Genomic DNA, 19,404 nt, shown 5'->3' with positions numbered 1-19,404 from the left:
GCAGGAGGCCCACCACCATGACACTGCTCGACGCCACGACCTGGCAGGGCACGCTGCACAGCGACGGTTGGGTGGAGCCGGCCGGCGGCACCGCCCCGGTGCGCTCCCCCGCCACCGGCGAGGAGATCGGCCGGGTCGGCGTGGCGAACGCCGACGACGTGACGCGCGCCTGCGCCCGGGCCGCCGACGCCCAGCGCGCCTGGGCCGCCACCAGCTACGTCGAACGGGCCGCGGTGCTGCGCCGGGCCGGGCACCTGTTCGAGCGGCACGCCGCCGAGATCGGCGACTGGATCGTGCGGGAGGCCGGGTCCGTCCCACCCAAGGCCGACGTCGAGACCCACACCGCGGCGCAGGAGTGCCACGAGGCGGCGGCCCTGGCCTCGCACCCGCTCGGCGAGATCGTCCCGAGCGCGCAACCACGGCTCAGCCTGGCCCGGCGGTTGCCGGTCGGCGTGGTCGGCGTCATCGCGCCGTTCAACTTCCCCCTCATCCTGGCCATCCGTTCCGTCGCCCCGGCGCTGGCGCTGGGCAACGCCGTGGTGCTCAAGCCCGACGCCCGCACCGCGGTCTGCGGTGGCGTCTCGATCGCCCGGGTCTTCGAGGAGGCCGGCCTGCCCGACGGGCTGCTGCACGTGCTGCCCGGCGGGGTCGACGCCGGCGAGGCGCTGGTGGCCGACCCGAACGTGCGGGTGGTCAGCTTCACCGGCTCGACCGCGGCCGGTCGCAAGGTCGGCGAGGCCGCCGCCCGCCACCTCAAGCGGGCCCACCTCGAACTCGGCGGCAACTCGGCCCTGATCGTGCTCGACGACGCCGACCTGGACCTCGCGGTCTCCGCCGGGGCCTGGGGATCCTTCCTGCACCAGGGACAGATCTGCATGACCACCGGCCGGCACCTGGTGCACGAGCGCCTGGCCGAGCGGTACGTCGAGCAACTGGCCGAGAAGGCGAACCACCTGCCGGTCGGCGACCCGGCCAAGGAGCAGGTGGCGCTCGGGCCGATCATCGACGCCAACCAGCGCAACAAGATCCACTCGCTGGTCACGGCGAGCGTCGACGCGGGCGCCCGGCTCGCGGCCGGCGGCACCTACGAGGGGTTGTTCTACCGGCCCACGGTGCTCGCCGACGTCACCCCCGCCACCCCGGCGTACGCCCAGGAGGTCTTCGGGCCGGTCGCGCCGGTGCTCACCTTCGCCGACCAGGACGAGGCCGTGGCGCTGGCCCGGCAGACCGAGTACGGCCTGTCGCTGGGCATCCTGAGCCGCGACGTGATGCGGGCGATGGCGCTGGCCGACCGGATCCCCAGCGGGATCGTGCACATCAACGACCAGACGGTCAGCGACGAGGCGGTCGCGCCGTTCGGCGGGGTCGGGGCCTCCGGCACCGGCTCCCGGTTCGGCGGGGCGGCGGCGAACGTCGAGGCGTTCACCGAGACCCAGTGGCTCACCGTGCGGGGCGACATCACCCGGTACCCGTTCTGACCCCGGCGGAGGGAGAGCATCGTGGCGGGCGGGGTCGGGGTGCCGGGCACCTCGGTGACCGCACGGGTGCTGGCCATCCTCGGCGCGTTCGACGTGGCCCATCCGACGCTGACGCTCACCGACATCGCCCGGCGCGCCGGGCTCCCGCTCACCACGGCACACCGCCTGGTCGGCGAGCTGGTCGCCGGGCGGGCGCTGGCCCGCGGGCCGGACGGCGGCTACGCCATCGGCGTACGGCTGTGGGAGACCGCGCTGCTCTCGCCGCTGCACACCCGGCTGCGTGAGGTCGCGCTCCCCTTCCTCCAGGACCTGCATGCCGTGGTGCGGGAGAACGTGCACCTGGCGGTGCGCGACGGCGACGAGGCGCTCTACGTGGAGAAGGTCAGCGGGCACCGCTCGGTGCCGATCATCTCCCGGGTCGGTGGACGGCTGCCGCTGCACGCCACCGGGGTCGGCAAGGCGCTGCTCGCCTTCCAGCCGCCGGCCGTCATCGCCGCGCACCTGCGCCGGCCGCTGGCCCGCTGCACGCCGTACACGCTCACCGAGCCCGGCCGGTTGCACCGCGAGCTGGCCGGCGTGCGCCGGCGGGGTTGGGCCCGCACCCACGAGGAGATGACCCTCGGGTCGTGCTCGGTGGCGGTGCCCGTCCTCGACCCCGACGGCACGGCGCTGGCGTCGATCGGCATCGTCGTGCACAGCCTCGGGGCCCGGCTGCCCCGGCTGGTGCCGGCGCTGCGCGAGGCGGCCGGTCAGGTGGCCGCCCGGCTCGCCGAGGCGGCCGAGGACCCGTACCCGATGTTGCACCACGCGGTGCCCGGCCGGCCGGGCGGCTGACGGTGGCCCGCCGCCGGTTTCCGCTGAGCGGAAAGCGGCGGCGGCGCCGGCCGACCCGATCCGGCAGGCTGACCGCGCGACCGCCCGACCGGGGCGGGGAGGAGACGAGGGAGGAGGCCGCAGATGCGTACCCAGGTCGGCATCGTCGGCGCGGGGCCGGCGGGACTCATGCTGTCGCACCTGCTGCACCGGCACGGGATCGAGTCGGTGGTGCTGGAGAGCCGCAGCCGCGACCACGTCGAGCACCGGGTCCGGGCGGGCGTCCTCGAACAGGGCTCGGTCGACCTGCTCTGCCGTACCGGTGTCGGCGAGCGGCTGCGCCGGGAAGGGCTGCGGCACGAGGGCATCGAGCTGCGCTTCGCCGGGGAGTCGCACCGGGTGCCGATGACCGAGCTGACCGGGCGGGCGATCACCGTCTACGGGCAGCAGGAGGTGGTCAAGGATCTGATCGCCGCCCGGCTCGCGGCCGGCGGGACGATCCACTTCGACGCCGAGGTGCTCCGGCTGGCCGGTCTCAACTCGGCGGAGCCGGTCGTCCACTTCAGACGCGACGGACGCGACGAGGAGCTGCGCTGCGACTTCGTGGTCGGCTGCGACGGCTTCCACGGGGTGAGCCGCGGCGCGGTGCCCGAGGGGGTGCTGACCAGCTACGAGCGGACGTACCCCTTCGCCTGGCTGGGCGTCCTGGCCGCCGCCGCACCGGCGGTGGAGGAACTCATCTACGCCAACCACGAGCGGGGCTTCGCCCTCTACAGCATGCGCTCACCGGAGATCTCCCGGCTCTATCTCCAGGTCGCGCCGGACGAGGACATCACCCGGTGGCCGGACGAGCGGATCTGGGCGGAGCTGCGGGCGCGGTTGGAGACGGTGCCGGGCTGGTCGCTCAACGAGGGGCCGATCCTGGAGAAGTCGATCACCCCGATGCGCAGCTTCGTGGTCGAGCCGATGCAGTGGGAACGGCTCTTCCTGGCCGGGGACGCCGTGCACATCGTCCCGCCGACCGGGGCGAAGGGCATGAACCTCGCGCTGGCCGACGTCGCGCTGCTCGGCGACGCCTTCGCCGCCTGGTACGACCGGGCGGACGCCGAGCTGCTGACGAACTACTCGGCCACCGCGCTGCGCCGGGTCTGGCGGGCCCAGCACTTCTCCTGGTGGATGACCTCGATGCTGCACCGGCTGGCGGGCGACGACCCGTACGAGGCGAAGTTGCAGACCGCCACGCTGCGGTACGTCGCCACCTCGCGTGGCTACGCCACCAGCCTGGCCGAGAACTACGTGGGCCTGCCGGAGGTGTGACCCCGTCCGGCACGCCCCTCGGCGAGCGCGCGGCGACCGATGTGGACGCCGCGCGGCGCCCCGTCCTGTCCGGGCGACGCCACCGCAGCGGAGCGTTGTTTAACTTATTCATGACGGGCGTCAGAATTTCTTGACTTTCGATGCCGGGGTGACTGACCATGGCCAACACAGCGGCGTGCCCCCCACGCAGCGGTACTTCACCTGCAGATCCGAGGCATCCGCCGGCTTTCCGACGCACCCCACCACCCCTGCCCAGGAAGGGCCTCGTCAATGAAGAAGGTCATGGCACTCGGGCTGATCGCCGTCACCGCGATCGCCCTCACCGGATGCACCGACTCCGACGCGTCCACCCCGTCCGAGCAGAGCTCGGGCGAGCTGCGCAAGGTCCGGGTCGCGGCGCTGCCCATCACCGAGACCGCCGCGCTGTGGGGCGGCATCAAGGCGGGCGTCTTCGCCGAGCACGGGCTCGACGTCGAGGTGCTGCCCGCCCAGGGCGGCGCGCAGGCCATCCCGGCCCTGATGAACGGGGACATCGACTTCGCCATCGGCCAGCCGTTCGGCCCGTTCCGGGCCGACCTGCAGAACCTCGGCGTGGTCATCATCGGCAACTACGCCTCCTCGTACGCCGACGGCGACGACATCAACGCCGTGGTCGCCTCGGCGAAGTCCGGCATCAAGCGCCCCGCCGAGCTCGCGGGCAAGCGGGTCTCGGTCAACAGCCTCGGCGCGGCCGGCGACGTGACCATCATGGCGGCGGTCGAGAAGGACGGCGGCGACCCGACGAAGATCAAGTTCGTCGAGGTCGCCTTCCCGGACGCCCCGGCGCAGCTCGAGGCCGGCAACATCGACGCCGCCTGGGTGCCGGAGCCCTTCGTCACCCAGCTGAAGAGCCGTGGCGACACCTTCGTCGTCGCGCCCTACCAGGCGGTCGTGCCCGGCCTGACCACCCTCACCACGATCACCAGCAAGGAGCGTACGGAGAAGGACGCCAAGCTGGTCGAGGACTTCTCGGCGGCGATGAAGAAGACCCTGGAGTGGGCCAAGGACCCGGCCAACGAGACGGCCGTCCGGCAGGCCATCAAGGACAACCTCCAGCTGCCGCCGCCGGTGGCCGAGTCGGTGAAGCTGCCGGAGTTCGGTTGGGACGTCGACCGGTCGAGCCTGCAGACGCTCGCCGAACTCGCCCAGAAGTACAAGGTGCTCGACAAGCAGCCCGACCTCGACCGCCTCATCCAGCAGAAGTAGGACGCGTTCGGCGCCCTTCCCGGCCCCCGGACCGGGGAGGGCGCCGCCGCCCGAGTGACCACGGGAGTGACATGCGCGTCCTTACCCCCCGGCGCCTGCGCGCGGTACGCAAGGCGGTGCTGGGCGTCGTCGGCCTCGCCGGGTTCCTCGCCGTCTGGCAGCTGATCCCCACCCTGGGCCTGATCAACTCGCAGTACCTGCCGTACGTGACGGACGTGCTGGCGCGGCTCTTCGAGGAGTCCGTCGACCTGGCGTTCTGGCGGCGGCTGGGCACCACCATGACGTCCTGGGCGATCGGCCTGACGGTGGCCACGGTCGCCGCCGTCGTCCTCGGCACGGTCGTCGGCCTGGTGCCGGTGCTGCGGCGCGCGACCCACACGATTGTCGAGTTCCTGCGCCCCATCCCGTCGGTCGCCCTCATCCCGCTCGCCGTGCTGATGTTCGGCATCCAGCGACAGGCCGCCCTCGTCATCATCGTCTACGCGTCGTTCTGGCAGGTGTTCGTGCAGGTGATCTACGGCGTCGCCGACGTCGACGCGGTCGCCCGGGACACCGCCCGCAGCTTCGGCCTCACCCGCCGCGAGCAGTTGTCCCACCTCGTCCTGCCGACCGCCCTGCCGTACCTCATGACGGGCCTGCGGCTCGCCGCGGCGGTCGCGCTGATCCTCGCCATCACCGCCGAGATGGTGATCGGCAACCCCGGCCTCGGCCGCATGATCGAGCTGTCCCGGTCCGCCGGGGACGCCGTCGGCCTGTACGCCCTCGTCGTGGTCACCGGCCTGCTCGGGCTCGCGGTGAACCTGGTCTTCCGGTTCGTCGAGCGCCGGGTGCTGTCCTGGCACCAGTCCGTACGAGGGGAGGAGGCGCGGTGACCGCGTACACCGGCCGGCTCGCCGGCCCGCCACGCGCCCGGGGGGTCGGGTCCCGCATCGCGGTGAGCTTCGGCTACGCGCTCGGGCTGCCGATGCTGCTGCTGGTCGTCTGGGGTCTGGTGGCGACGAGGGGGACGAGCCGGTTCTTCCCCGGCCCGCTGACCATCTCCGAAGCCTTCGTGGACACCTGGGTCGGCCCCGCGTTCGTCGCGGACGTGCTGCCCAGCCTCTACCGGCTCGGCCTCGGCATCACCGCGTCGATCGTGCTCGGCATCGCCGCCGGCACCGTCATCGGCCTGGTGCAGTGGCTGCGCGAGCTGCTCGAGCCGCTGCTGGAGTTCTTCCGGGCCATCCCGCCGCCGGTGCTGATCCCGGTGGTGATGCTGCTGCTCGGCATCACCGACACCATGAAGGTGGTGGTGATCGTCTCCGGCGCGGTCTGGCCGATCCTGCTGAACACGATCGAGGGTGTCCGGGCCACCGACAGCGTCATGACGGAGACCGCCGACTCGTTCCGGGTGACCTGGTGGGAGCGGCTCTGGTTCCTCGTGCTGCCGGCCGCCAGCCCGCGCATCATGGCCGGGGTCCGGCAGGCCCTCTCGGTCGCGCTCATCCTGATGGTCATCTCCGAGATGTTCGCCTCGTCCTCCGGACTCGGCTACCGGATCGCCTACTTCCAGCGCAACTACCTCATCGCCGAGATGTGGAGCGGCATCCTCCTGCTCGGCCTCGTCGGCGTCTTCCTCGCCGTCGTCTTCGGTCTCGTCGAACGGCGCGTGCTGCGCTGGTACCACGGAATCAGGGAGGTCAACCGTGCCTGACCGGAACAACCTGCTGCGGGTGGAGCACCTGCGGAAGGTCTACGAGGCCACGACGGGCGACGTCGAGGCGATCGGGGACATCAGCTTCACCATGGACGCCGGCGAACTCGTCTGCATCGTCGGGCCCTCCGGATGCGGCAAGACCACCCTGCTCAAGTGCCTGGCCGGGCTGCTGCGGCCCACCGGCGGCGTGGTCGAGATGGACGGCTCGCCGGTGACCGGGCCGAGCCCCGCGATGGCCGTCGTCTTCCAGGAGTACGGCCGCAGCCTCTATCCCTGGCTGACCGTGCGGGGCAACGTCGAGCTGCCACTGCGGCACAAGAAGCTCTCCCGCGCCGAGCGGGACAAGCTGGTCGGCGACGCGCTGGAGGCGGTGGGCCTGGCGCACGCCGCGCGCAGCCACCCGTGGCAGCTCTCCGGCGGGATGCAGCAGCGGGTGGCGATCGCCCGGGCCGTCGCGTACCAGCCCGAGGTCCTGATCATGGACGAGCCGTTCGCCGCGGTGGACGCGCAGACCCGGGCGGACCTGGAGGACCTGGTCCGCGAGCTGCACCGCAGCCGCCGGATCTCGATCCTCTTCGTCACCCACGACATCGACGAGTCGGTGTATCTGGGCCAGCGGGTTCTAGTATTGTCCAAGTCGCCGACCTGGGTCCAGGAGGACCTCGCGATCGACCTGCCGCCGGAGCGCGATCAGATCACGACCCGCGCCCTGCCCCGTTTCACGGAGCTGCGGACACACGTCTACGACCAGATCCAGCGGGCCAAGCGCGGCCAGGCCGTGGCCCCGCAGTCCGCGCGGTGACCGGCGCCACGACAATCGGATTCGCCGAAAGGGAGGGCTGTGCGTAGTCGTCAGCCGAAGCAACTGCTGCTCGCGTTCTTCGGCGAGCATGTTGTCGATGGCGCCACGGGGCCGATCCGGGCGAGCGCCCTGATCAACGTGCTGGAGGGCGCGGGCGTCGCCGCGCCGGCGACGCGCGCGACCCTCGACCGCCTCGAACACAGCGGCATCCTCGCCCGCACCCGCAGCGGTCGGGAGACCCTGTTCTCGCTCACCGAGCACGGCACCGCGGTGCTGCGCGAGGCGACGTACCGGGTCCGCGGGCCGCGCCCGTTCGACCCGCAGGGCAGCGGCTGGACCCTGGTCACCTTCTCCATCCCCGAGGGCCAGCGGGAGCTGCGGCACCGGCTGCGCTCCACGCTGACCTGGGAGGGCTTCGCGCCGATCCGGGACGGGCTGTGGCTGGCGCCCGGCGAGGTCGACCTCGCCGGGTCGCTGGAGCCGCTGCGGCAGGACCTGCCACCCCACGCCGTGGTCGCCTTCCACGCCCGCGAGCTGGCCGGTTTCCCGATCGGCGAGAGCGTACGCGCCGCCTGGGACATCGAGGCGATCCGGCGCGAGCACCTCGCGTTCATCGAGGTGTGGGCCGACCCGGCCGCGACGGCGATGGCCCCGAGCGCCCTGACCGTGCGGACGATGCTGGTGGCGGACTGGCTGGCGCTGCTGCGCGCCGACCCGCGACTGCCGGCCGAGTTCATGGGCGCGGAGTGGCCGGCCACCCGTTCGGCGGAGACCTACCGCCGGATGCACGAGCGGCTGGCCGAGGCGTCCGCCGCGGAGTTCGCCGCCCTCGTCGCGGCCCGCCCCGCGGTCAGCCGCCGAAGCGGGCCCGCAGGTCGGCCTTCCGCACCTTCCCGGACGCGGTCCGCGGCAGCTCGTCCACGATGACGACGTTCTTCGGCAGCTTGTAGCGGGCGATCCGGCCGTCGAGGTGGGTGCGCACGGTGTCGGTGTCCACCGCCGCACCCTCCCGTACGGTCACGATCGCCCACGGCACCTCGCCCCAGCGCTCGTCCGGCACGCCGATCACCGCCGCCGAGGTCACCCCGTCGATCTCGGCGAGCAGCAGTTCCAGCTCGGGCGGATAGATGTTCTCGCCACCCGAAATGATCATGTCCTTGAGCCGGCCGGAGATGTAGAGGTAGCCGTCGGCGTCCAGGTGGCCCAGGTCGCCGGAGCGGAACCAGCCGTCGGCGGTGAACGACTCGGCGGTCGCCTCCGGGAGCCCGTGGTAGCCGGCGAAGACGTTCGGGCCGGCGATCTCGATCTCACCGACGGTGCCGGTGGGCGCCGGCTCCCCGGTGACGTCGGTGACCCGTACGTCGGTGAAGAAGTGCGGCAGCCCGACGCTGCCCTGCTTCGCCCGGGTCATCGCCGGCGGCAGCGCGGTCGCCCCCGGCGACGCCTCGGTCATCCCGTACCCCTGGGAGAAGGACAGCCCCCGCGCCTCGTACGCGTTGAGGACGCGGATCGGCACCGCCGAACCGCCGCAGGTCAGCTTCGCCAGCGTCGACAGGTCGGTGGTGGCCCAGGCGGGATGGTCGGCCATCAGCTGGTAGGTGGTCGGCACTCCGCTGAGCATGGTGACCCCGTGCCGCTCGATCTGGGCCAGCGCGCGGCCCGGCTCGAAGCCCTTCTCCAGGACCATGGTGGCGCCCTTGAGGATGACCGGCAGGGCGCCCATCCCGAGCGAGGCGACGTGGAACAGCGGCGAGATCATCAGCGCGACGTCGGTCGAGACGACGTCGTAGTCGACCACGCAGTTGAGCGCCACCCAGGTGAGGTTGCCGTGGGTCAGCACCGCGCCCTTGGGCCGGCCGGTCGTGCCCGAGGTGTAGATGATCGCCGCCGGGTCACCGTGGTCGGTGTCGACCGGGTCGGCGATGCCGGCGGCGGCCCGCAGCAGCGGGTCCAGCCCCGGCCGGTCCCCGGTGCCCGCGCCGGTGACCAGGAGCTGCAGCCCCCCGGCGGCGGGCACGGCGGCGGCCACCGACGCGGCGAAATCCGGGTCGTGGACCAGCACCCGGGTGCCGGAGTCGGCCAGCAGGTAGCCGATCTCGGGTGGCGCGAGCCGGGTGTTGACCGGCACGAAGACCGCGCCGAGCCGGGCCGCCGCGAACATCACCTGGAGGAACTCCGGACTGTTCTCACCCAGGTAGGCGACGGCGTCGCCCCGGCCGATCCCCCGCTCCCGCAGCACCGCCGAGATCCGGTCGGCGGCGTCGGCGAACTGTCCGTACGTGATGGTCGACCCGTCGCCGTGCACGAGCGCGACCTTGTCCGGGGACTTGAGCCGGCGCTTGGCCATCCAGGCGCCGATTCCGTGCTGGTGCATCATCAGTCTCCTGGTGGTGGAGGTGGTGTGCTCACCCGGCTCGGCGGACGCCCCGGGCTCAGGCGTGGAAGCGGTAGAGCCCCCGGGCGACGACCGCGGGCTTGGTGCCGCCCTCGATCTCGATCGTCTGGTCGACGGCGAGCTGGTAGCCGCCGCGCACCTCGACCACCTCGGCGACGACGGCCCGCATGCGCACCCGCGACCCGACCGCGACCGGGGCGGGGAAGCGCACCTTGTCCAGGCCGTAGTTCACCTTCGTGGTCACGCCCTTGACCTCGAGCAGCTCGGTCCAGAAGGGCACCGCCAGCGAGAGGGTGAGGAAGCCGTGCGCGATCGGCGCGCCGAACGGGCCGGTCCGCGCCCGCTCCGGGTCGACGTGGATCCACTGGTGGTCGTCGGTGGCGTCGGCGAACAGGTTCACCTGGTCCTGGGTGACCGTCCGGTAGTCGGTGTAGCCGAGGTCGGTGCCGGCGAGATCGGCGAGCTGGTCGTAGGCGATGGTCGTCGTCATGGCGCTTCCTCTCGTCGTCACCGGGCGAGGCCCAGCAGCCGGGCGGCGTTGTCCTTGAGAATGCCCGGGAGCACGTCCGGCTTGAGGTCGGTGGCGGCCACGTCGCGCAGCCACCGGTCGGGGGTGAGCAGGGGATAGTCGGTGCCGAAGAGCACCCGGCGCTTGAGCAGGGTGTTGGCGTAGCGCACCAGCTCGGCCGGGAAGTACTTCGGGCTCCAGCCGGACAGGTCGATCCAGGTGTTGTGCTTGTGCGTGGCCACCGACAGCGCCTCGTCCTGCCAGGGCACCGACGGGTGGGCCATGATGATCTGCAGGTCGGGGAAGTCGGCCGCGATCGGGTCGAGCAGCATCGGGTTCGACAGGCCGAGCCGCAGGCCGTAGCCGCCCGGCGTGCCCGCGCCGATGCCGGTCTGTCCGGTGTGGAACAGCGCCGGCACGCCGGCCCGTTCGAGCAGGCCCCAGAGCGGGGCGTACTCGTCGTGGCTGGGGTCGAAGCCCTGCACGGTCGGGTGGAACTTGAAGCCGCGGACGCCCTCCTCCTCGATCAGCCGGGCGGCGCGTTCGAGAGCCGCCTCGCCGGTGCGCGGGTCGACCGACCCGAAGGGGATGAGCACGTCGGCGTGCTCGGCCGCGGCGCGGGCGATCTCGGCGCTGGACAGCGGCGGGTGCTTCAACTGCGTACCCGCGTCCACGGTGAAGACGACGGCGGCCATGTCGCGCTCGCGGTAGTACTGCGCCACCGCGTCGACCGCGGGTCGTGGCCCGTCGGTCCGGAAGTACTTCGACACGGCCGCCACGAGCGGCTCGGGCAGCGAGGCGTGGCCGTGGTCGTCGACCTCGATGTGCACGTGCATGTCGATCGCCGTGACGGTGTCGAGGTCGATCGCGGGCTGGTACATGGGCGGCAACCTTCGTGGGCGGTCTCGTCGGGCGGGTCAGGCGGTCTTGAACTCCTCGGGAAGTTCCGGGAAGCGTTCGCCGACGGTCTGCGCGGCCCCGGCGAACGTCGTCGGCCAGGCTTCCCGCAGGGCGTCGTAGCTCCAGCCGCCCTCGCGGTGCGCGGTGAGCGCCGCCTCCGGGTGGGTCCAGATCTGGATCCGGTCGCCGCCCACCCCGATCACCTGCCCGGTCACCGCGGCCGCCGCGTCGGAGCCGAGGAACGCGATCAGGCCGGCCACGTCGTCCGCCGTGCCGAAGCCGAGGTCGTGCCGGAAGAACGCCGGCATCGGCTCGCCGTTCGCCTCGGCCCGGACGGCCGCGGCGAAGTACGGGACGGTGGCGGTCATCGCGGTCGCGGCGACGGGCACGACCGTGTTGGCGGTGATGCCGGCCCGCTTGAGTTCGAGCGCCCAGGTACGGACCATGCCGACGATGCCCGCCTTGGCGGCCGCGTAGTTGGTCTGGCCGAAGGTGCCCCGCTGGCCGGTCGGCGAACCGATGCAGATGATCCGCCCGCCCGCGCCGGCCTGCCGCATCTGCCGCACCGCCGCCCGCACGGTGGTGAACGTGCCGCGCAGGTGCACGTTGATGACGGTGTCGAAGTCGTCGTCGCTCATCTTCCACAGCACGGTGTCGCGCAGGACGCCGGCGTTGGTGACGAGGATGTCCAGCCGCCCGAACCGCTCGACCGCGGTGTTGACGAGTTGCTCCGCGGTCTCGGTCGGCCCGACCGGGGCGACCACCGCGACGGCCCGGCCGCCGGCCGCCTGGATCGCCGCGACCGCGTCGGCCGTGGCGTCGGCGTCGACGTCGTTGACCACGACGGACGCGCCCTGTCGCGCCAGCTCCTGGGCGTACGCGAGGCCGAGACCCCGCCCGGATCCGGTGACGATGGCGACTTTGCCGTCCAGTGACATGGGTGCTCCTTTTCGTCGATGCCGATCTGAGCACGGACCGTTGAAAAAGTCAATTATTTGTGAACCTTGGTACCATCGTCGACATGTCCCCTATCGGAAGGACCCGGCCGACCGGACGCGACCGGCTGCGGGACAGCGTGCTCGCCGAGGATCTGAGCTTCCTGCTGGCCCGGGCCAACGCGCTCACCCTCGCGGCGGCGAACGCCGCCCTCGCCGAGCACGGGCTGAAGGCCCGCTCCTATTCGGTGCTCGCCCTGGCCGCCGACGACGTCCGCCCGACCCAGCGGGAGCTTGCCGAGTTCCTCCGCCTCGATCCGAGCCAGGTCGTGGCCCTCGTCGACGGGCTGGAGAAGCGCCAACTGGTCGAGCGGCGCACCGACCCCGCCGACCGGCGCGCCAACGTGCTGGTCGCCACCGACGCCGGCCGGGCCCTGTTCGCCCGGGCGCAGGAGTCCGCCCGCGCCGTGGAGCTGGGCCTGCTGGCCGCGGTGACGCCGGCGGACCACGAACGGCTGGCCCAACTGCTGCGGCTGCTGGCCTTCCCCGACTGACGCCGTGACCGGGCGGCGCCGTCGGGGCGCCACCCGGTCACGGGCATCGGTGGTGGGGTGCGGCGGTCAGAAGCGGATCCAGGTGTTCGCCAGCGGCACCTGGCCGACACCGGGCTTCGACCAGTCACAGACGCCGCCGGGGAAGACCGCCTGCAGGCGCTGCCACTGCTCGTCGGTGAAGGTCACGCCGTACGCCGCGCGGTTCATCGGCTGGAGCTGGCACTTGATCACCGCGGAGCTGGTCGGCCCGCCCGCGATCATGCGCGGGTTGCGGTGGTACGGGAAGAGCTGGTTGCACTGCGCGGCCGGGTCCAGGGTCAACTCCTCCACGATCCGGTCGCCGTTGGGCGCGATGCAGCTGTCGGCCAGGCCGTCGGGCCGGGCCAGCCCGGTCAGCGTCACGTCGTCGAGGTCGGGACGCGCGGCCGCCAGCGCGGTCCGGGCGGTCAACCAGGCGTCCATGTCCGCCAGCGCCTGGTCCTGGGTGGCGGTGGCGAGGGCGCCCGACGGGCTGGTGACGCTGATGTGGTTGTCGTGGTTGCCGTTGGCCGCCACGAAGCGCTCCCGGATGTTCCAGGACCGGATCCGGTCGTGGAAGTCGCCGCTCGGGTCGGTGTAGCCGCGGGTCTCGATGATCGGCGTCCACCGCAGACCGCCGTCGAACTGGTTGATCCGGCCGGTTTCGTACGCCACCCGGATGGCGTCGACGTTCGCCGAGCTGCGCTGCGGGGTGCGGTTGCCCTGGACGTCGAGGCCGCCGATGCCCTCGTTGAGCCGGACGAACTGCTCCGCGGTGATGGTGCCCGCCTGCAGCGTCTGCAGGCCGTACTGCACGCCGACGGTGTCCGGGATGATCGGGCGGCCGAAGCCGGTGGCCGGGTCGACGCCGTACACGTTGGAGATGAAGTCCGCCATCGCGCAGCGGATGCCGCCCGGGTTGTTGACCGGGTGGTAGCGCTGTGCCGCCGGGACGTGGCTCGGGCAGTTGGCGGGCCAGTCCACCCCGTCGAAGAACTGATAGCCGCCACAGGTGTTCGGGCTGCCGAAGCCGGTCACCGCGGTGCGCTGGGCGGTGGAGAGCCCGGCGGGGGTGGCCGCCTGGGAGATGAACCGGCACTCGTGGCCGGTGAGCGTCACGGAACGCTCGTCGGGGTAGCCGATCTGGCCGATGACGCCGTCGAGGATGCCCGGGTAGGCGTTGGCGATCAGCAGCTGCTGCATGGTGCCGGCCGAGCCGCCCCAGCCCATGGTGAAGTCCGGCACGCCGTACGTCTCGGTGAAGTGCTCCTTGACCATCATCGCGGTCTCGGCGGACGTGACGTCGTTGCAGTTGTTGGCGTAGACGTTGAACGTCGAGCTGGCGACCGCGTAGCCGCGGCTGAGCAGGGTGTGGTTCATGACCCCACCGGTGCTCGTCGCCTGGGTGTAGCCGATGCCGCAGGCGCCGCCGAAGGTGTACATCAGCCGGTCGTTCCAGCCGTCGGTCGCGGTCCACGGGTCGGGGACCGGGGTGCCCGGCTCGTGCAGCAGCGCGATCTCGTACACGGCCCGGTTGATGGTCCCGCGCTCGATCCGCACGATGTACGGGACCGTCCTGCCGTCGGTCGTGGTGGTGGTGGCCAGGTTGGCCGGCAGCGGGCCGTCGGGCAGGTTGGCGAAGCCACCGGCGGTGGTGCGGTACTGGTAGGTCACCCGGGGCGCCGCCACGTGACAGTTCTCGTCGACCGGCCCCAGGTTCCAGGGGTTGCCCGACGCGGTGCAGAAGAGCGGGATGTGCGGGCCGGAGAAGACCGGCCCCTCGACCGGGTGGTTCACCAGCGTGACGTCGGCCGTGGGGCGGCCGTGCCCGAGCCCGTTGGACCGGACCTCGAGGGTGTTGTCGCCGAGCGCGAGCTGGTCGACGAGGCCGAGCATCGCGCGGCCGTCGCCGACCGGGCGGAACCGGTCGGTGAGGTCGCGGCCGTCGAGGCGGACCTTCACCTGGTGCGGTGGGACGTTGCGAGGAATGTCGATGCGGACCAGCGCGTCGCCGCCGCTGATCATGTCCGCGCGGGTCGACAGGACCTCCACGTCGAACGTGCGGTTGACGCCGGCGCCGGCCGGTGGCGCGGCCAGGGCCGACGCCGCCGAGCCGCCGACCAACGCGGTGGCGACGAGCACGGAGAGGGTTCGGGTCAAGGATCGGTGCGGTGTTCGTTGCCGGGATCGATCGTGGTGCATAGCAGGGCCCCTTTCAGCCGGGAACGGGCGGCTGGACCTCCTGGTCACACGCGCAGGGGCAACATAATGCGAAATCTGATCGGGCGTCAACGATTTTGCAATGTATCTACTTCAGACGCGAGATCGAGCGCCGCCGCCGGGCGGGATCCCGCCGCGGCCGACCGGCGCCCCTGGCGAGCCCGCCGACTACCCACCGTGTGAAACGGTCGGCGATCCACAATGCTCACCGTGGGTGATGACGGCGCCGCCAGCACCCTGCCCCCGCGCCACCTTTGCTCTGCTGCCCCCGGCGCAACACCTTCCTGAGCTGCCGGAATCCGCTGTGGAGGAAAGAACGACGGGCTCACGACCGACGCGGACCGTGACTGTTGCGTGGGCGGCAGCAGAGCAAAGGCTGGCGGGTGGGTGTGCCGGGCCCGGCCGGGCGTCACCGACCGCGACGGGCCCTCGGCACCGCCAGCGGGCGGCACGGACCGCCACCGCCGCACCGCCACACCGCCACACCGCAACCGGGCGGCAGGTCCGGCAGGCGTACGTCGGTCCGGGCCGGGCGAGTCAGGCCGGGCGGGCGGCGGCGATCCGGAGTCAGGCCCGCTCGGGAGTCTGGACGAGTTCCTCGAAGCGGCGCTGCGCCGACCCGGCCAGCGCCTCGGAGGTGCGCAGGAACATCGCCCGCGCCTCGGCCCGGGGGAAGGAGGCGGGCAGGAAGGTCGCCGGCAGGTCCGGATCCTCGCCCACCAGGGCGCGCCAGTCGTTGACCATCTCCGTGCGCTGGACGAGGGCCCGCGCCGGAGTCACCTCGCCGGCCGCGGCCCGCCGGGCCAGCTCGCGGTATCGCGCCAGGAACGCCTGGTAGCCCGCGGCCAGCTCGTCGATGCGCCAGGCGGCCTCGAGCCGGGCCCGGCCGCTCGGCAGCAGGTCCAGGTCCGTCGAGCGCAGCACCACGGCGTCGTTGACGCCGAGCTCGCTCAACTGCTCGCGCACCTCGTCGAAGCGGTCGTGCGGGGTGACCCAGGTGGCGTCGTACAGCGGCCAGAACGTCAGCCAGCGCAGCCGGGCCCGCAGCAGCCGGCGCTGGTTCGTGTCGTCGATCGGCAACGTGAACGCGATCAGGGTCCAGCAGCCGTCCCAGGCGTTCTCGTCGGTGGTGGCGAAGATGCGCCGGGCACCGCGCCGGAGTATCTGCGACGCCGACTCGGTCAGCCGGTAGCTGGTCCGCCGGCCCTCCTTGGTCCGCTCCAGCATCCCACGCTGGGTGAGCCGGCTGAGCGTCGCGCGGGCGTTGGCGGGCGCGATGTCGAACTCGGCCAGCACCGTGACCAGGCCGCCGGACGGCAACGGGGCGTGCCCGGCGTGCCAGTAGTCCCCGAGCAGCGTCACCAGCAGCCGCTGGGCCCGGGCCCGGCCGACCGCCGCCGACCGCTCCGCCGGCGCGTCCATCGGGTCGTCCGCGTTCACCACCAGCACCCGGATAAGTTACTGCGTCCCGTGGCGGCGCGGTAACGGCACCCGCCCCGGTGACCGCCGCTACGACCCGCCCAGCGCCCGGGAGAGCACCCGTCCCGCTGCCTGGACCAGCGGCGCCAGGGCCACCGGATTCGCCCGGTCGTGGGCCACCACCAGCGAGATCGCCGCCACCACACCCTCCGGGCCGCGGATCGGCGCGGCCACCGACAGGGCGTCCATGGTGACCTGGCGGTCGCTGACCGCGTAACCCACCCGGCGTACGTCGGCGAGGCAGTGCCGCAGCCGCCTCGGGTCGGTGACGGTCAGCTCGGTGTACCGCTCCAGCGGCGCGGCCAGCACCTGCTCCTGCACCTCGGGCGGCGCGTGGGCGAGCAGGACCAGCCCCACGCCGGTGGCGTGCAACGCGAAGCGACCACCGACCCGGGTGAGCACCGGCACCGCGTGCCGCCCGGCGATCCGTTCGATGAAGACGAGTTCGAGGCCCTGCCGGACGGCGAGCTGGACGTTCTCGTGGGTCACCTCGTACAGGTCCTCCAGCACCGGCAGGGCCAACTCCCGCAGCCCCAGCCCGCGCGGGGCGAGCGAGCCCACCTCCCACAGCCGCAGGCCGATCCGGTACCGCCCGTCGTCGCCGCGCTCCAGCGCCCCCCACGCGACCAGCTCCGCGACCCGCCGGTACGCGGTCGGCAGCGGCAGCCCGGCGCGCCGGGCCAGCTCGCTCAGGGTCAGCGCCGGGCTGGCGGCGCTGAACGCGTCGAGCAGCGCCAGCACCTTGCTGGTGACCGACCGCCCCGGTTGCGCGCGCACCCCGCCATCATCCCCGGCCCCGCCGGACGGTCACAGCTCCAGGACGAGCCGGGGCGTGCGGGCCCGGGAGACGCAGATCATCATGGTGTCGCCGGCGGCCCGTTCCTCCTCGGTGAGCAGGCTGTCCCGATGCTCCGGCACGCCGGCCAGCACGGTCGTCTCGCAGGTGCCGCAGGTGCCCTCCCGGCAGGACGAGAGGACCTGCACGCCGGCCTCCTCCACCGCCTGCAGGATCGGCGTACCGGGCGGGACGGTCACCGTCCGCCCGGAGAGCGCGAGCTCGACCTCGATCGCCGTCTCGGCGCCGCCGCTGTCGGCGACCGGGGTGAAGCGCTCGACGTGCAGGCAACCGGCCGGCCAGCCACGGCAGTGCTCCTCCACCGCCCGGACCAGCCCCTCCGGGCCGCAGCAGTAGACCAGCCCGGCGCCCGGCCGGCCGAGCAGCCCGGCCAGGTCCAGCAACCCGGTCTCGTCCTGCGGGTGCAGGCTCACCCGGTCGCCGTACTTCTCCCGCAGGGCCGCGGCGAAGGCCATGGTGGCGCGGCTGCGGCCGCCGTACACCAGCCGCCAGTCGGCGCCCGCGGCGTCGGCGGCGGCGACCATCGGCCGGATCGGGGTGATCCCGATGCCGCCGGCGACGAAGAGGTAACGCGCCGCGGCGACCAGCGGGAAGTTGTTGCGGGGCCCGCGCACCCGGACGGTGGCGCCGAGGGTGAGCCGCTCGTGGGCCAGCCGGGAACCGCCGCGGCCGTCCGGTTCGCGCTGCACCGCGATCCGCAGCCCGGACCGGTCGGCGGGGTCGCCGCAGAGCGAGTACTGGCGGACCACCCCCGGGCCCAGCTCCAGGTCGACGTGCGCGCCCGGCGTCCACTCGGGCAGGTCGGCACCGTCCGGGCGGCCCAGGGTGATCGCGACGACCTCCGCCGCCACCCGGTCCCGGGCCAGCACCACCAGTTCCGCGCCGGCCAGGTCGTCCACGGTCACGCCGGCACCGCCAGCCGGCCCGTCGGGCCGGGCGCCGGCGCCGGCGCGGGCTGGTGGCCCTGCGGGTGGGCGAGCAGCCACTCCCACAGCTCGACCGGCTCGTCGGCGACCCGCTCGGCGCCACAGTGGCAGGTCCCGCGCAGGGTGTCGGTGCCCGGCATCCAGTGGACCCGGTAGATCCGGTCCCCGGTGAGCATGCCGGTCGGGGCACTCACCGCGCCGCTCCCACCGTCCCCGCACCTACCATCCGGGCCAGCAGGCGCCGGGCGGCCAGGCCACCGGTGTCGATGTTGATGCTCAGTTCCTGGTACTTGTCCGGTTCGGACGCGATCACCTGCTCCAGGATGTTCAGCGCCGTCACGTCCTGCATGACCACGGTGTGGTTGCTCTGGTGCAGGTACTCGCTGACCGACTCGTCGTCGAGGGCGAAGTCGCGGGCCACCGCCCAGAAGTCGTACGTGGTGTGCGCGGTCGACGGGGTGATCGCGTACACGATCTCGGCGTGGAACGCCTCGTTGTCCTCGCCATCGGCGGGCGGGTAGACGCCCTGCGGCGCGATCCGGCTGTGCAGCAGGTAGAGGCAGGGCGGGTGGTACTCGATGTCCTGCCAGCGGGTGATCCGGCCCTGGATGCCGGTGGAGCGCGCGTAGAACGGCGGGCAGGCGGCGTCGTCCATGTGCCGGCTGACGTAGACGATGCCCCGGTCCTCGTCCACCTCGGTGGTGATCGGGGTGTCCGCCACCTCCGGCGTGCCGATGTAGCCACCGTGCAGGTAGGTCTCGTGGGACAGGTCCATCAGGTTGTCCACCAGCAGGCCGTACCGCGCGTTCAGCGGCGCCATCCCGCGCACCACCGTGTACCGCGGGTCGGCCAGCCACGGCGCGCGGGGAATGCTGGCCGGGTCGGCCCGGTCCCGCTCGCCGATCCACACCCAGATGAAGGAGTCCTGCTCCACCACCGGATACGAGGCGACCCGCGCGGTGCGCGGGATGCGCTGCTGACCCGGCACGAAGACGCACGTGCCGGTCCGGTCGTAGGTGAAGCCGTGGTAGCCGCAGACGATGGTGTCGCCGTCGAGCCGGCTCTCCGACAGCGGGTAGCGCCGGTGCACGCACCGGTCGGCGAGCGCCACCGCCTCCCCGGCGCCGGTGCGGTACAGCACCAGCGGCTCGCCGAGCACCGTGCGGGCGAGCAGGTCCCGCCCGACCTCGCTGCCGTAGGCCGCCACATACCACTGGTCACGCGCGAACGTCATGCGAGTGCACCTCCTGCTGGACGAACAT

At 72.7% G+C, this 19,404-nt stretch carries 19 protein-coding genes; 9 read left to right on the top strand and 10 right to left on the bottom strand.

Annotated features, from left to right (window positions below):
• Window positions 1-17 precede the first annotated feature (17 nt).
• The 8 genes from K7640_RS05900 (at window position 18) to K7640_RS05865 (ending at window position 8,278) form a co-directional block, all read left to right on the top strand.
• Complete coding sequence (locus tag K7640_RS05900) at window positions 18-1,478, top strand: benzaldehyde dehydrogenase (RefSeq protein ID WP_222953644.1); 1,461 nt, start codon at window positions 18-20, stop codon at window positions 1,476-1,478.
• Between the two features lie 21 nt (window positions 1,479-1,499).
• Window positions 1,500-2,312 carry an IclR family transcriptional regulator gene (locus tag K7640_RS05895; RefSeq protein WP_222953643.1) on the top strand — a complete coding sequence of 271 codons (813 nt, stop codon included), beginning with the start codon at window positions 1,500-1,502 and terminating at the stop codon, window positions 2,310-2,312.
• Between the two features lie 123 nt (window positions 2,313-2,435).
• Window positions 2,436-3,608: a 4-hydroxybenzoate 3-monooxygenase gene (locus K7640_RS05890; RefSeq protein ID WP_222953642.1), complete on the top strand. Its 1,173-nt coding sequence runs from the start codon at window positions 2,436-2,438 to the stop codon at window positions 3,606-3,608.
• A gap of 282 nt (window positions 3,609-3,890) precedes the next feature.
• Window positions 3,891-4,853, top strand: coding sequence for an ABC transporter substrate-binding protein (locus K7640_RS05885; protein WP_255608090.1), 963 nt, complete (start codon window positions 3,891-3,893; stop codon window positions 4,851-4,853).
• Between the two features lie 71 nt (window positions 4,854-4,924).
• Window positions 4,925-5,725 (top strand): ABC transporter permease, encoded by an 801-nt coding sequence (locus tag K7640_RS05880; protein ID WP_222953640.1) that lies wholly within the window; start codon window positions 4,925-4,927, stop codon window positions 5,723-5,725.
• The gene (locus tag K7640_RS05875; RefSeq protein ID WP_222953639.1) at window positions 5,722-6,546 is read left to right on the top strand and encodes an ABC transporter permease; all 825 of its coding nucleotides are present in this window, start codon (window positions 5,722-5,724) and stop codon (window positions 6,544-6,546) included. Before K7640_RS05880 ends, K7640_RS05875 begins: the two co-directional genes overlap by 4 nt.
• Window positions 6,539-7,351, top strand: coding sequence for an ABC transporter ATP-binding protein (locus tag K7640_RS05870; RefSeq protein WP_222953638.1), 813 nt, complete (start codon window positions 6,539-6,541; stop codon window positions 7,349-7,351). Before K7640_RS05875 ends, K7640_RS05870 begins: the two co-directional genes overlap by 8 nt.
• A 39-nt stretch (window positions 7,352-7,390) precedes the next feature.
• Complete coding sequence (locus K7640_RS05865; protein ID WP_222953637.1) at window positions 7,391-8,278, top strand: PaaX family transcriptional regulator C-terminal domain-containing protein; 888 nt, start codon at window positions 7,391-7,393, stop codon at window positions 8,276-8,278.
• Here the strand turns inward: K7640_RS05865 and K7640_RS05860 are convergent.
• From K7640_RS05860 to K7640_RS05845, 4 genes are read right to left on the bottom strand one after another with little or no spacing between them, the layout of a single operon-like run.
• Window positions 8,202-9,725 (bottom strand): long-chain fatty acid--CoA ligase, encoded by a 1,524-nt coding sequence (locus tag K7640_RS05860; protein WP_255608089.1) that lies wholly within the window; start codon window positions 9,723-9,725, stop codon window positions 8,202-8,204. The genes K7640_RS05865 and K7640_RS05860 overlap by 77 nt on opposite strands.
• A gap of 58 nt (window positions 9,726-9,783) precedes the next feature.
• Window positions 9,784-10,236, bottom strand: a complete 453-nt coding sequence (locus tag K7640_RS05855; protein WP_222953635.1) for a MaoC family dehydratase — start codon at window positions 10,234-10,236, stop codon at window positions 9,784-9,786.
• 17 nt (window positions 10,237-10,253) lie between these two features.
• Window positions 10,254-11,135, bottom strand: a complete 882-nt coding sequence (locus K7640_RS05850) for an amidohydrolase family protein (RefSeq protein WP_222953634.1) — start codon at window positions 11,133-11,135, stop codon at window positions 10,254-10,256.
• 36 nt (window positions 11,136-11,171) lie between these two features.
• Window positions 11,172-12,092: an SDR family NAD(P)-dependent oxidoreductase gene (locus K7640_RS05845; protein WP_222953633.1), complete on the bottom strand. Its 921-nt coding sequence runs from the start codon at window positions 12,090-12,092 to the stop codon at window positions 11,172-11,174.
• A gap of 83 nt (window positions 12,093-12,175) precedes the next feature.
• On the opposite strand from K7640_RS05845, the gene K7640_RS05840 reads away from it, so the two are divergent.
• Window positions 12,176-12,643, top strand: a complete 468-nt coding sequence (locus K7640_RS05840; protein WP_222953632.1) for a MarR family winged helix-turn-helix transcriptional regulator — start codon at window positions 12,176-12,178, stop codon at window positions 12,641-12,643.
• A gap of 66 nt (window positions 12,644-12,709) precedes the next feature.
• On the opposite strand, the gene K7640_RS05835 is transcribed toward K7640_RS05840, so the two are convergent.
• From K7640_RS05835 to K7640_RS05810, 6 genes are all read right to left on the bottom strand, one after another.
• Entirely contained in the window at window positions 12,710-14,821 is a 2,112-nt protein-coding gene (locus K7640_RS05835) for a DUF6351 family protein (RefSeq protein ID WP_222953631.1), read from the bottom strand.
• Window positions 14,822-15,448: 627 nt separating this feature from the next.
• A complete protein-coding gene (locus K7640_RS05830) occupies window positions 15,449-16,330 on the bottom strand; it encodes a PaaX family transcriptional regulator C-terminal domain-containing protein (protein WP_222953630.1) in 882 nt (293 codons plus the stop codon).
• Between the two features lie 60 nt (window positions 16,331-16,390).
• Window positions 16,391-17,137, bottom strand: coding sequence for an IclR family transcriptional regulator (locus K7640_RS05825; RefSeq protein WP_222953629.1), 747 nt, complete (start codon window positions 17,135-17,137; stop codon window positions 16,391-16,393).
• Between the two features lie 30 nt (window positions 17,138-17,167).
• Window positions 17,168-18,121: a PDR/VanB family oxidoreductase gene (locus K7640_RS05820; RefSeq protein ID WP_308042463.1), complete on the bottom strand. Its 954-nt coding sequence runs from the start codon at window positions 18,119-18,121 to the stop codon at window positions 17,168-17,170.
• Window positions 18,118-18,336 (bottom strand): hypothetical protein, encoded by a 219-nt coding sequence (locus K7640_RS05815; RefSeq protein ID WP_222953628.1) that lies wholly within the window; start codon window positions 18,334-18,336, stop codon window positions 18,118-18,120. The genes K7640_RS05820 and K7640_RS05815 overlap by 4 nt, the downstream gene beginning before the upstream one ends.
• Window positions 18,333-19,376 carry an aromatic ring-hydroxylating dioxygenase subunit alpha gene (locus K7640_RS05810; protein WP_222953627.1) on the bottom strand — a complete coding sequence of 348 codons (1,044 nt, stop codon included), beginning with the start codon at window positions 19,374-19,376 and terminating at the stop codon, window positions 18,333-18,335. Before K7640_RS05810 ends, K7640_RS05815 begins: the two co-directional genes overlap by 4 nt.
• Window positions 19,377-19,404: the final 28 nt, after the last annotated feature.

Source organism: Micromonospora sp. PLK6-60 (genome assembly GCF_019890675.1).
Lineage (GTDB): Bacteria > Actinomycetota > Actinomycetes > Mycobacteriales > Micromonosporaceae > Micromonospora.
Note: the sequence above shows the minus strand (reverse complement) of the source record. Positions and strands in the feature narration are given on the sequence as shown.